At 35.2% G+C, this 12,580-nt stretch carries 13 protein-coding genes; 5 read left to right on the forward strand and 8 right to left on the reverse strand.

The window, feature by feature from the left end; all coding sequences use genetic code 11:
• Window positions 1–41: 41 nt before the first annotated feature.
• Window positions 42–2,465 (reverse strand): DNA topoisomerase IV subunit A, encoded by a 2,424-nt coding sequence (gene parC / locus JOD29_RS04975; protein WP_124762796.1) that lies wholly within the window; start codon window positions 2,463–2,465, stop codon window positions 42–44.
• Window positions 2,462–4,438 carry a DNA topoisomerase IV subunit B gene (gene parE / locus JOD29_RS04980; RefSeq protein WP_124762794.1) on the reverse strand — a complete coding sequence of 659 codons (1,977 nt, stop codon included), beginning with the start codon at window positions 4,436–4,438 and terminating at the stop codon, window positions 2,462–2,464. Before parE ends, parC begins: the two co-directional genes overlap by 4 nt.
• A 372-nt stretch (window positions 4,439–4,810) precedes the next feature.
• On the opposite strand from parE, the gene plsY reads away from it, so the two are divergent.
• From plsY to JOD29_RS05000, 4 genes are all read left to right on the forward strand, one after another.
• Complete coding sequence (plsY, locus tag JOD29_RS04985) at window positions 4,811–5,413, forward strand: glycerol-3-phosphate 1-O-acyltransferase PlsY (RefSeq protein ID WP_124762792.1); 603 nt, start codon at window positions 4,811–4,813, stop codon at window positions 5,411–5,413.
• A 30-nt stretch (window positions 5,414–5,443) separates the two neighbouring features.
• A complete protein-coding gene (locus JOD29_RS04990) occupies window positions 5,444–5,737 on the forward strand; it encodes a HesB/YadR/YfhF family protein (RefSeq protein ID WP_124762790.1) in 294 nt (97 codons plus the stop codon).
• Between the two features lie 146 nt (window positions 5,738–5,883).
• Window positions 5,884–6,561 carry a hypothetical protein gene (locus JOD29_RS04995; RefSeq protein ID WP_124762788.1) on the forward strand — a complete coding sequence of 226 codons (678 nt, stop codon included), beginning with the start codon at window positions 5,884–5,886 and terminating at the stop codon, window positions 6,559–6,561.
• A 291-nt stretch (window positions 6,562–6,852) separates the two neighbouring features.
• On the forward strand, window positions 6,853–7,365 hold the full coding sequence (locus JOD29_RS05000; RefSeq protein ID WP_124762786.1) for a ferritin-like domain-containing protein: 513 nt from the start codon (window positions 6,853–6,855) through the stop codon (window positions 7,363–7,365).
• Window positions 7,366–7,464: 99 nt separating this feature from the next.
• Here JOD29_RS05000 and JOD29_RS05005 read toward each other — a convergent pair whose 3' ends face one another.
• From JOD29_RS05005 to tlp, 5 genes are all read right to left on the reverse strand, one after another.
• Complete coding sequence (locus JOD29_RS05005) at window positions 7,465–7,836, reverse strand: hypothetical protein (protein ID WP_124762784.1); 372 nt, start codon at window positions 7,834–7,836, stop codon at window positions 7,465–7,467.
• 496 nt (window positions 7,837–8,332) lie between these two features.
• On the reverse strand, window positions 8,333–9,808 hold the full coding sequence (locus tag JOD29_RS05010) for an aldehyde dehydrogenase (protein WP_124762782.1): 1,476 nt from the start codon (window positions 9,806–9,808) through the stop codon (window positions 8,333–8,335).
• Between the two features lie 326 nt (window positions 9,809–10,134).
• Window positions 10,135–10,344: a hypothetical protein gene (locus JOD29_RS05015; protein WP_205101633.1), complete on the reverse strand. Its 210-nt coding sequence runs from the start codon at window positions 10,342–10,344 to the stop codon at window positions 10,135–10,137.
• 26 nt (window positions 10,345–10,370) lie between these two features.
• The gene (locus JOD29_RS05020; RefSeq protein ID WP_124762780.1) at window positions 10,371–10,562 is read right to left on the reverse strand and encodes a hypothetical protein; all 192 of its coding nucleotides are present in this window, start codon (window positions 10,560–10,562) and stop codon (window positions 10,371–10,373) included.
• Between the two features lie 184 nt (window positions 10,563–10,746).
• Window positions 10,747–10,977: a small acid-soluble spore protein Tlp gene (gene tlp, locus JOD29_RS05025; RefSeq protein ID WP_124762778.1), complete on the reverse strand. Its 231-nt coding sequence runs from the start codon at window positions 10,975–10,977 to the stop codon at window positions 10,747–10,749.
• A gap of 382 nt (window positions 10,978–11,359) precedes the next feature.
• Between tlp and JOD29_RS05030 the strand changes: the two genes are divergently transcribed.
• The gene (locus tag JOD29_RS05030; RefSeq protein ID WP_124762776.1) at window positions 11,360–11,803 is read left to right on the forward strand and encodes a hypothetical protein; all 444 of its coding nucleotides are present in this window, start codon (window positions 11,360–11,362) and stop codon (window positions 11,801–11,803) included.
• Window positions 11,804–11,896: 93 nt separating this feature from the next.
• Here JOD29_RS05030 and JOD29_RS05035 read toward each other — a convergent pair whose 3' ends face one another.
• Window positions 11,897–12,547, reverse strand: coding sequence for a glycoside hydrolase domain-containing protein (locus JOD29_RS05035; RefSeq protein WP_239585566.1), 651 nt, complete (start codon window positions 12,545–12,547; stop codon window positions 11,897–11,899).
• Window positions 12,548–12,580: the final 33 nt, after the last annotated feature.

Consider the following 12,580-nt stretch of genomic DNA (forward strand, 5'->3'; position numbering starts at 1 on the left):
TATAAGTCAACTAAACTTATAAATACCTTAGTTAATATAATTTATTCTTTTTTATCGACTTTTACTGAGATGATGTCACCATCATTTGCGACATCTATTCTTAAAGAACCATTTGAGTAACGATCAGCTTTTGATAAATCTGAAACATTTATGGTTTCTTGGATTTGTTTGTCTGTTATTAATGTAACAGAATCTGTTTTCTCAACAACCATAACTTTTAGGATACGATGAGGATTTGCCTTTAATTCTTTTAAAATGACAACGCCTCGTTTTGCACGATTACTACTTTCAATCTCCCTTACACTCATACGCTTAACAGCCCCACGCTGTGTAACAACAAACACTTCTTGTTCTTCACCTGATTCTAAGATGTTAATAGACACTAGTTGATCATCGTCTTTTAAGTTGATTCCTTTCACGCCACCAGTTTTTACGCCGGTCACAGGAATTTCATCTAAATTAAAGCGAAGAGTATAACTTAAGTAACTTGTAAGAAGTAATTCTTTATTAGGAGAAACGAGTTCTGCAAAAATCATTTCGTCTCCATCTTTAACATTCATTGTTTTAATCGGCTTAGAATAGCGCTGGACAGCATAATCAGAAAGATTGGAGCGTTTAATTTGCCCTTCTTTTGTTGCTGTTAAAACGAATAGATCGTCTTGTTCAAATTTTTCAATTCCAATAACATTGATGATTTCTTCTTCTTTATCGGTTGGAACAATACTTGATATATGTTGACCAAGATCTTTCCAGCGGATATCCGGAAGTTCATAAACTGGCTGATAAATGTAATTCCCTTTATTTGTGAATAATAGTAGATGATGCTGAGTATTTAGATTTGCTTCATACAGTAAATAGTCAGACTCTTTCATAGCAAAGTCTTGTCCATTTGATGCAGCATGTGAACGAATGCTTGTTCGTTTTACGTAACCGTCTTTAGTGACAGTAACTACTACTTCCTCACTAGGTACTAATACATCTAAAGTAAGTTTAATTTCTTCTATTTCTGCCTCGATTTTAGATATACGAGGTAATGAGAATTTTTTTCGAATTTCTTTTAGTTCAGATTTAATTACTTCAATCAATTGTTTTTCACTATCTAAAATCGCTGATAACTCCGCAATGGTTTTACGTAATTCCTCTTCTTCAAGACGGAGCTCAGTGATATCTGTATTTGTTAAACGATAAAGTTGTAAGCTAACAATTGCTTCAGATTGAATTTCAGTAAATTGGAATTTCTCTTGTAAATTGTTCTTCGCATCTTTTTTATCTTTCGAAGAACGAATTGTCGCAATTACTTCGTCTAAAATGGATAATGCTTTCATTAAACCTTCTACGATATGTAAGCGGTCCTTCGCCTTCTCTAAATCATATTTACTACGCTTTGTGATAACATCTTTTTGATGTTCAATATATGCATCTAACATTAAAGGAAGTGTCATCATTGTTGGTCGTCGGTTATGAATCGCAATCATATTAAAGTTATAAGTAACTTGTAAATCCGAAGTTTTATAGAGATAGTTTAGGATCCCTTGACCTTGAACGTCTTTCTTTAACTCTATCACAATACGAAGTCCTGTACGGTCCGATTCATCACGAATATCAGCAATTCCCTCAAGACGTTTATCAATTCGTTGTTCATCTATTTTTTTTACTAATTGTGCTTTATTAACTTCAAAAGGAAGTTCGTGAATGACGATTTGTTCTTTGCCACCTTTAATTTGCTCAACTTCAGCTTTGGCACGAACAACAATTTTCCCTCTTCCAGTTTCGTATGCTTTTTTGATACCTTCTACACCTTGGATAATACCACCTGTTGGAAAATCAGGACCTTTAATAACAGTCATGAGTTTATCTACAGAACAGTTGTTGTCATCTAGTCGCATTAGGACTGCATCCAGTGTTTCGGCTAAATTGTGTGGAGGAATATCAGTAGCATAACCAGCGGAAATCCCTGTAGAACCGTTGACTAAAAGGTTCGGGAATTTTGCTGGTAATACTGTTGGTTCTAAATCTTGGTCGTCAAAGTTTGGGATAAAATCCACCGTGTTTTTTCCAATGTCTCGTAACATCTCAGCAGCTATGGCAGAAAGACGTGCTTCTGTATAACGCATCGCTGCTGGTGGATCACCATCAACAGAACCATTATTCCCGTGCATTTCGATTAACATATGACGAGATTTCCAGTCTTGGCTCATACGAACCATTGCATCATAAACAGATGAGTCACCATGCGGATGGTAATTACCAATAACATTCCCGACAGTTTTTGCTGATTTACGGAAAGGTTTTTCGTTAGTATTCCCTTCATGGAACATTGCGTATAAAATACGACGTTGTACAGGTTTTAACCCATCTCGAGCATCTGGTAAGGCACGGTCTTGTATAATATATTTACTATAACGACCGAACCGATCACCCATCACTTCTTCTAAAGGTAATTCTTGAAATCGTTCGGCTGTCATTCTTCAATTTCCTCCTCATGTTGGATGAATTCACTTTCTAAAATACTTGAATCCTCTTCCATTCCGAAGTTTACATTCGATTCAATCCATTTACGACGTGGTTCAACCTTGTCACCCATTAATGTCGTCACACGACGTTCTGCACGTGCACCGTCTTCAATTTTGACACGAATTAATGTTCTTGTTTCGGGATTCATAGTCGTATCCCATAATTGGTCAGCGTTCATTTCCCCTAACCCTTTATAGCGTTGGAGAATGTACCCTTTACCGATTTTATCAATAGCTGATTGTAAATCTTTTTCTGTCCAAGCATACTCAATTTGCTCTTTTTTTCCAGCGCCTTTTGACACTTTATATAAAGGTGGTAAAGCGATATATACTTTCCCAGCTTCAATTAACGGTCTCATATAGCGGTAGAAGAAAGTTAGAAGTAATACTTGAATGTGCGCACCGTCTGTATCGGCATCGGTCATAATAATGACTTTATCGTATGAAGCATCTTCTACAGTAAAGTCTGCCCCAACACCTGCACCGATTGTATGAATAATTGTTGCAATTTCTTCGTTTTTCATAATATCTGAAAGCTTAGCTTTTTCGGTATTGATTACTTTACCTCGAAGTGGCAAGATCGCTTGGAAAGTACGGTCGCGGCCTTGTTTGGCAGAACCGCCCGCAGAATCTCCTTCCACTAGGTATAATTCGTTTTTAGCTGCATTTCGAGACTGAGCTGGTGTTAATTTACCAGATAAAATCGTGTTTGATTTTTTCTTTTTCCCATTTCGCGCATCTTCACGTGCTTTTCTTGCTGCTTCACGTGCTTGTTGTGCACGGATTGCTTTACGAACTAGAGAAGCAGATAAATCCGCATTTTCTTCTAGGACATATTTCATTTGTTCGGAAACAACGGATTCTACTGCAGAACGAGCTTCAATTGTTCCAAGTTTACTTTTTGTTTGCCCTTCAAATTGCAATAAGTATTCAGGAATACGGACCGATATGATTGCTGAAAGACCTTCTCGGATATCCGTACCATCAAGGTTTTTATCCTTTTCTTTTAATAACCCAATTTTTCGAGCGTATTCATTGAATACTCGTGTCATTGCTGATTTTGCACCAGTTTCATGTGTTCCACCATCACGGGTACGAACATTATTAACGAAAGATAAAATTGTTTCTGAATAGCCATCGTTAAATTGGAAAGCATATTCTACTTCAATTTCCTCATGTGCTCCTTCAACATATTTTACGGGATGAATCGTATCTTTTTCTTCATTTAAATAAGCAACAAAGGCTTCAATTCCATTCTCATAATGGAAAACATCGTGTTGACCTTCAGGACGTTCATCAATAAGTTCAATCTTTAACCCTTTTAATAAAAAAGCAGACTCGCGTAAACGTTCAGCTAATGTATCGTAGTTAAATTTTGTTGTAGAGAAGATGGTTTTATCTGGCAAAAAGTGGACGCTTGTTCCTGATTCTTTCGTTTTCCCTAATATTTCTAGAGTTGTGACCGGGTGACCACCGTTTTCAAAGCGTTGACGATAAATTTGACCTTCACGGTAAATCGTCACTTCTAAAAATGTAGAAAGCGCATTCACGACGGAAGAACCTACACCATGTAATCCACCACTTGTTTTGTAGCCACCTTGTCCAAACTTACCTCCTGCATGAAGGATTGTAAAAATAACCTCTGGTGTTGGTTTCCCTATTTTATGCATTCCAGTAGGCATGCCTCGTCCAAAATCTCGAACGCTAATACTGTTATCTTCATGGATTTTTACAATGATATGTGAACCAAATCCAGCAAGTGCTTCATCGACAGCATTGTCAACAATTTCATAGACTAAGTGATGAAGGCCTCTACTATCTGTTGATCCAATATACATTCCTGGTCTTTTTCGTACGGCTTCTAAACCTTCTAATATCTGAATGGCATCGTCATCGTATGCGATCCCTGGCTGATTAACTGCCAAATCAAATCCCCTCCAAAATACAAACATCCGTTCTATTTCAATCTAATCGTACTGACATTTCCTATAAATGTCAACATTGTACAATAGAGTAGCATTCCTAATTGTATCAAAGAAAAGTTGAAATACACAAACAGAACTTTAATTTTAAAAATTTGTAGTAATCTTTACAACCATGTAAAATTCATCTTGTACAATTATTCATGATAATTTAGCCTTTTTCCTTCTTGTTAATTCATTTTTAAAAAAAAGAATATTTAAAACCATTGAGAATGTGTTAATTTGAAATAAGCCTTCCGAATAAATAGAAAAAGGTGTAAAATGGTTACGACTATTAGTACCAACTAATAATTTTAGTGTTGAAAGGATTTTTTTATGGTTAATGCAATAATACTGATTTGTGCTTATTTGATTGGTTCAATTCCTTCTGGATTGTGGATTGGGAAACTTTTTTATAAAACTGACATTCGTCAGCATGGTAGTGGTAACTTGGGAGGTACCAATTCATTTAGGGTATTAGGAAAAAAAGCTGGTATTGTCGTAACGTCTCTTGACATCCTAAAAGGGACAGCAGCAACGCTATTGCTATTAATTCCCTACTTCTCAGAATCAACAATTCACCCTTTAATTTTAGGTGTTGTAGCTGTAGTTGGACATATGTTCCCTATATTTGCAGGATTCCGTGGTGGTAAAGCAGTTGCAACATCAGGTGGAGTTTTACTCGGCTACTCTTGGCCTTTTTTCATTGTTTTAATCATAGCATTTTTTATCGCCTTAAAAGCAACAAAAATCGTAAGTTTATCATCAATGATTGTCGCGGTTGTTGGTTTAGTATATAGTGCGATCTATTGGATTGTTACAGGTGATTTTGCGCTCTTCATATTAGTAGCTGTATTAGCATTCTTTATTTTTTACCGTCACCGTGCAAATATTAAGCGAATTAAAGAAGGTACAGAGCCAAAAGTAAAATGGATTTAAGTTCATGATTTTTTGGAGGGATTGGTCGAAATGAAAATTGTTGTGTCTCAAGAAGCTTTGAAGTGGTTTAAATACGAGATGGATGTACAAGCTGGTGATTACATAAGGTTTTATGCTCGCTATGGCGGTTCTTCACCCTTTCATGAGGGTTTTTCACTTGGGATGAATCGTGAAATACCACATGATTTAGGAATAGAAACCATGATAGAAGGCATTCATTTTTATATCGAAAAAGATGATCTTTGGTTTTTCAATGAACATGACTTACAAGTTTCGGTTAATCCAGAATTAGATGAACTTAAATATAGTTACCTAAATGCATAAAATAACTAACCCGATTCAATAATGAATCGGGTTTTTATTATTAATAAAATAATCAATCGTGTAAATTCCCTTTTTCCTCACATAATAAGCCACAATAACAAGAGATTAAATAACCTTGCTACAAAAATGGCGAAAGGAGTACTTTTGTGAAAAAAGGTTTAAAGTTTGGTTGTTTAGGGATTATAGCACTGATTGTCTTAATGGTCATCATCGGATTTTTAGTAGGAAATGATGAAGAAGTAATTGATAAACCGGATGTGAATCAAGAATCAGCTACTGATTCAAATGCAATTAATACTAAAGAAGAAACTACTGAGTCTGCAGAGAAAGAAGAAGCAGGATCACATGCTATTAAAGCAGGTACTTATAAAGTAGGTACTGATATTGAAGCAGGTGAATATTTAATTTTCTCCGAGGGTTTTGGCTATATTGAAGCTGCTAAAGATAGTACTGGAAATCTAGAAAGTATAGTGTTTAATGCAAATTTAACTGAAGATAGTCACACCTACGCAACCCTAAGTGATGGACAATACTTTAAGTTACAAGGCGCTAAAATGTACCCAGTTACAGAAGCACCCTCAGTCATTCCAGAAGATGGTGTTTATCGTGATGGAATGTATAGAGTGGGAAAAGATATTCCTGCAGGGGAATATAAAATTATTTTGGAAAGTGAAGCAGGTATGGGATATATTGAAGTGTCAAAAGATAGTAGTTATGATTTAGAGAGTATTGTAACAAATGAAAACTTGCAAGCTGATACGTACCTAACTGTTCAAGAAGGACAATATTTAACACTTCAAGGTGCAAAAATTGAAACTAAATAATCATTTAAGGACTATTCATTTTAGGATAGTTCTTTTTAAGGGAAATTATAAATATGAATATGCGTGACCTTCTAAAAGTTCCGGAAACTATTCGCGGCTTACAGTGGTAGGCCGCGAATAGTTTCTGGAAAATGGCTTACACTTTCTCAACATTTGGAAGTGAAAATACTACCCAAGATTACAACTTTTAAGTATGACCCGCTTTAATATTTTATTCTCCGCACTTTTTTTGCACCCATTTTGTGTAAATGACATAGGCTACTATACATATTATAAGTGAGGAGAATGATCGTGAATTTTAATAATCCATACGGTCAACAAATGTCCCCTACTGAGTTTATGTACCCAATAATTAATTCACAATTTGAAAATAACCAAAGATTACCCGTTTTAGGTGAGTTATCATACGATCGATTAGTAAAAACAATTTATGATTCTATAGTAGCCGAAGCAACGGCAGCAAAGTTTTATACTAAATTGTTGGATTTAGCACCTAATGAAATTCATCGAGAAATTATCAAATATGCACGTAATAATGAATTAAAACATATAGAATCTCTTACGATGCTCTATGTAAGGTTAGTGGGTCATATTCCGCATGTTAAATTAGAACCGATTCAGATATCAAATTATAAAGCAGGGATCTTAACCGCATTAAAGGCTGAGATTGAAGCCGTTGATTTATATCGTGATGTTCAATTGGTTAGCATGAATCCAGTTATACGAGAACCATTTTATCGGGCAATGGTCAATAAAATGGAACATGCAAATCAATTTGGAGAAATTTATCATTCATTAAGTTAGAGAAAAAGACGGAGCAACACAGGTGGTCCAGTGTTATTCCGTCTTTTTGTTGAAAATAAAGTTTTACAAAGCTATCTCGTCAATAAATACTCATTGCAGTTAAAATCTTTTAGGATTGACAACTTCCCTCTCGTACCCCAGTGCTGTAACCATCTCATTGTACAGTACTAATGTTTCTTCGAAAATTGGTCCAACTAATTCTTCATTGACTTCCTTCTCAAAATCAGTGCCTACACCTACAAAAATTCCATTGAACTCTTCTAATTTTTGTTTAAATGCTTGTACTTCATTACTTTGACCTATATTAGGATCTACATATGTATGAACATTAAAGGAATGTTGATTTGCACTAAGGCGCTCATAAGTAGCTGCACGATCCTTATTCTTTTTATGGGAAAGGCGTTTCAAATCTTTCATGTTTGTTAGTACGCTTTTTCCTTGTTTTATCAGTATTTCGCTAAGATTTTCCATTGTTCATTCACCTTTCTTACATACCGATTAATGCAAAATAGTTAACATTTTTTATATTACCATTGTAACACAACTTTTAAATGTCAGCATAACAGTGGATTTAGTGAGAATGAAAATCCCTTTACTTTAATGTTGTGAACTTTCATAATTCTAGTTTTTGTTTAATTTGCTTATTAGCTATTGCGTAAAGTTTTTTGATTTTATTATTTGTTTGGAGCGTGGGAATTTATAAAAAGTATTATAGAAGTGTCGGATAATATGAAATATTATGAAAAATGATATTGCGGTCTTTGTTTAAAATAAAGTAAATGGCCTTCGGAGTAAGCCGCGCATGGGTTTTGGATCATTAAAAAGTAGTCATTACTTAAAGAACCCAAGCCTCTAAAACTGTTATTCTGTCAATTTTCTTAACAATAAGAAAAACAGCTGCATGAAGTATCCACACAACTGTTTAGTGAAAATGATATTTGGTTGAGTTCTCTTACTATTTATTTCCCTAGACTTTAATGGAGAATGGATCACGTTCTTCATCTGAAAAGTTCATCATTACATTTTTAACGTACGTAAACTCTTTTATGGCTTCTAGTGAACGTTCTTTACCGTACCCACTATTTTTGATTCCGCCAAATGGTGCATTAGGGGCGGCGGTACGATACGTATTAACCCAAACAGTACCTGCTTCAAGTTTTCTCGTTAAATAATGAATCTTTTTAAAATCTGTTGTCCAAATTCCAGCAGCAAGCCCATATTTCGTATCATTGGCAATTTGAATCGCTTCTTCTAGATCTTCAAAAGGAATAATACTTAGTACTGGACCGAACACTTCTTCGCATGCAATCTCCATGTCATTTTGCACGTCTGAAAATATTGTTGGATTTAAAAAGTATCCATTTTGAAGTTCCTCGCTTTGAGGTGAATACCCTCCCGTTATTACTTGTGCGCCTTCTGCTTTTGCTTTTTCAATCATTCCTAGAATTTTATCGAATTGTTGTTTATTCGCAACGGGTCCCATTTCTGTTTCCGGATTTAGAGGGTTTCCTAATCGAATTGATTTAGTCTTTTCAACAACCTTTTCAACGAATTCTTGATAAATGCTTCTCTGAACTAATAATCTAGATCCCGCGATACATGTTTGCCCAGTTGCAGCAAAAATACCTGCAACAGCCCCAATCACTGCTTTCGATAACTCTGCATCTTCAAATACAATGTTTGGAGATTTTCCACCAAGTTCTAATGTAACAGGTACTAAATTACGAGCAGCAGTTTCCGCAATCCTTTTCCCTGTTTCTGCACCACCTGTAAAACTAATTTTTTTAATACCAGGATGTTCAGTTAAGTATTTTCCTACTTCACCGTCACCAGTTACAACATTTATGACACCTGGAGGAAAGCCTGCCTTTTCTACTAATTTTGCAAATTCTAATGTACTAGCACTAGCATGTTCACTAGGTTTTATAATCACGGTGTTTCCAGCAGCTAATGCTGGCGCCAGTTTATTCGCAATTAGAGAAAGTGGTGAATTCCATGAAATTATTAGAAGGGATACACCTAATGGAGTACGAATAGTATAATCAAACAAATCAGGGTCATCTAATGGGATAACCTCTCCATATATTTTATTTGCTGCACCTGCAAAAAATCGATAGCCCCTAGCAGCAAAATATACTTGGTTTTTAGTTTCTCTAATGACCTTTCCATTATCAGTTGTCTCTATTTCAGCTAATAAGTTGGCATTTTCCTCAAGTAGATCTGCTAAATTATTCATTAATTTTGCTCGTTCGGTTCCATTATAGTCTCTCCATGTTGCGTAGAAGGCATTTGTTGCGCTTTGAACCGCCCATTCCACATCTTCTATTGCTGCTTGTGGGATTAGTGCCCAAGGTTGTTGTGTATACGGATTTAAGCTTGCAAAAGTTGTACCCTTTGAACTGTTACACCATTGTCCATTAATAAACATTTGGTAATCTCTCATAGTCGACCCCACTTTCGGTTAAGTTATATTTCTATGTAATAGCTAAGCAATCTCCAGGTGATCAAGTTTAAAAATTACATAAATATCCATTACCATAATAGTGTTTGAACAAATCCATGTAAATACTTTCTATCTTTTAAGCTGAAATTCTCTCTTATTAGTCATTGTTCTCTAAGTTTTTTATTTTGCAAACCGAATTGAAATAAATGCGAAATTAAAAAAGCACGCCATTAGTAATGGAATGCTTCTTTTAGTAAAAACTTAATATAAGGTACCAAACATCCCCCAATGTTTTTGTACAGTTACTATGTTTGCAGTCTTTTTATTTATAAATATAAAAAGTAATCGTCGATTTTCGTTCCAGGCGCTTCGCTTTCCACGGTAACGGCTCCAACTAATTTTTGCGGTCGTTCACCGCAAAAATGGATTTTCCGCTCGTGCTGTTCCCGTAGGAAGCTTTGCTCTGTGCGAAAGGCGAAGCCGACAACAACAGTCTTCGCGCCATCCACACCAATCGACTTTTGAAAGACTTTCAATGAAATTTGAATTTTGTTTTAAAAAATTATATCGCTTCTTGACCTTTAAAAGTTTCATACATATTGATCGTAATTTTATCGCATATTTTATGAAGTTCCCTTAAATTATTAATGCCCACCGCATCAACCCAGTGAAGAAATTGCATTCTTTCTTCATCGCTTTGAAGCTGATTTTCTAAGATATATTTAAGTGAAAATTCTTGTTGACTATTTGCCATCTAAAACTCCCCTTTGTTTACCATGAACTAATCCCCTATCATTTCATTACCCCAATTTTATGTATTCTAATCTTTAAATTACAAATTTATTAATCCAATATGTTTACACCATTTTCTTCGTTATTGCTGTACTTATAAAAATTAAAAGACTGTGACAAACAAATATGTCGCAGTCTATTTTCTTCTATACTTCTCTGTTTTTTCTTGCTGTCATTTCATCTTGCATTTCTTCTTTCATGGCATTAATCGATTGTTTTCGACGTTCATTTTTCTCTTGCAAACGTTGCTTTTCCTCAGGTGAGGCAAATTCTAAGCTGATTTCAGCATCTTGTATCTTTTTCTCAGTATTTTCAATCATATCATGTAGACGTTCCACATTATTTGAACGATTATCTGGCTTTGATTGTTTTGTCATTACCTATACCTCCAATTCGATGCTCTAGTTCCCGTTTAGTTTGCTTAATTTTTGTGGGTGTATACGGATTAAAAGTAAACAGGCTTTCCCTTTGATATGGGAAGGTTTTTTTAAATAAGAAAACTTTCGAACGACCTATAATCCCTAATCTATTCTGGCATCATTTTTTCTAATTATGTAAACATAGTTTTCAATTAAATCCATAAATCGATTCCTTAAACATTCCACACTACAGGTTTTCCTTTAACCTTTTCTTTTCCATGTCATTAATGAAAATTTAATACTGAAGCCTATAATTTGCCTCACCCTACTAGGAAAATAAAAGAATAATTCATCTATTTCTTATCATATAATTCGGTAATTGAACAAGTGAGGTGAAAAGATGAATTATAAGAAAGTCTATGAAAATTTAATAGAATCGTCATTTTACGAGGTTGACTTTCCTGCATCGCCAGGAAATTTTATTCTTTCAGAGGAACAAACCCTTACGCAAGATTTTATCAATGGTTTAGTGGACCAGATCGAATACCGTTTAGTTGAACTAAATGGCATTACGACTACTTATAAAGATCATCAATATGAGATTGATTCAGAAATATTTAAGTTGACGTACTTACTTGATTGTCTATATTCAAATGAAATTCATGAACTTGTTAACTTTAAAGGAATAGATGTAGATCCCCCAATCGATATTGAAGATGCAGGTGCTTATATTTACGAACGCAATGTTGAGGCTTACCAAGATATTTTAGATCAGGCAAATTCACATATGCATACGATTAGAATTATTTTGGGGGAACTTTGTGATGCGAGCGAGGACCTGTAGCTTAAATCGGTAGGGATAATTACTTTATGACAAGGACTCTTTATATATCAAAAACCGTGAGCGTCGCATTAGTTATGTGACGCTCACAATAGATTAGTGAAGTTGCTGGAATAAACGACGATCAATAAGATTCGTATCAATTGGACAAACTTCAGAATCTCGCCCATATTGCCAAGCCCATGTATTGGACTGACAATCAACAGTTAAAGGATTAAATTGAGGAGCATCTTTTGCATTTGTTACACCAGGATCCTCTTTGGCACTCCAAAGTATGGCTTGAGTCTGAACTCTGAGCTCTTCACTTACAGCTTGGCAAAAAGCAGCCTTGAAGCCACCTTCTGTAGGATCGTGGTAAAAGCCCGGTTTGTAATCAGAATTATAAAGATAGTTTACAAATCCTTTAATCCACGCACTATCGACTTCCATAAATTTTTCAATGTTTGCGAAAATAAAAGTTCCTTTTCGAATACCAAGTCGTTTTGCATGATATGCGGCATTCATTGCTGCAACTCGACCATTGCTTTCTCCTATTGCTCTACGGAATTCATTGTAAATCGGCATTAGTTTTGTCCCATTTTTATGAAGAAGTGAAATTTCGTCCTTTGTTAAACCTTCGGAAGCACCTTCTACTCGAGTAAGGTATCTTCCCCAATATTCGGGTTTACCGTAGTTTTCCATTACGCAATTGTAGAGTTCTTGCGTAACGGCTTGAGAAGAGTCTACACCCCAATGATAACTAACCAATTGTGACCCTCTTTTCTAAGATTTTTTTACATA

The sequence above is a fragment of the Lysinibacillus composti genome (genome assembly GCF_016908465.1).
Classification (GTDB): Bacteria; Bacillota; Bacilli; order Bacillales_A; family Planococcaceae; genus Ureibacillus; species Ureibacillus composti_A.

Excerpts from the sequence above, each read along its gene's own strand:
- parC (WP_124762796.1), bottom strand. The coding sequence starts at position 2,465 with ATGACAGCCGAACGATTTCAAGAATTACCTTTAGAAGAAGTGATGGGT.
- plsY (WP_124762792.1), top strand. The coding sequence starts at position 4,811 with ATGGTTAATGCAATAATACTGATTTGTGCTTATTTGATTGGTTCAATT.
- JOD29_RS04990 (WP_124762790.1), top strand. The coding sequence starts at position 5,444 with ATGAAAATTGTTGTGTCTCAAGAAGCTTTGAAGTGGTTTAAATACGAG.
- JOD29_RS05005 (WP_124762784.1), bottom strand. The coding sequence starts at position 7,836 with ATGGAAAATCTTAGCGAAATACTGATAAAACAAGGAAAAAGCGTACTA.
- JOD29_RS05010 (WP_124762782.1), bottom strand. The coding sequence starts at position 9,808 with ATGAGAGATTACCAAATGTTTATTAATGGACAATGGTGTAACAGTTCA.
- JOD29_RS05020 (WP_124762780.1), bottom strand. The coding sequence starts at position 10,562 with ATGGCAAATAGTCAACAAGAATTTTCACTTAAATATATCTTAGAAAAT.
- tlp (WP_124762778.1), bottom strand. The coding sequence starts at position 10,977 with ATGACAAAACAATCAAAGCCAGATAATCGTTCAAATAATGTGGAACGT.
- JOD29_RS05030 (WP_124762776.1), top strand. The coding sequence starts at position 11,360 with ATGAATTATAAGAAAGTCTATGAAAATTTAATAGAATCGTCATTTTAC.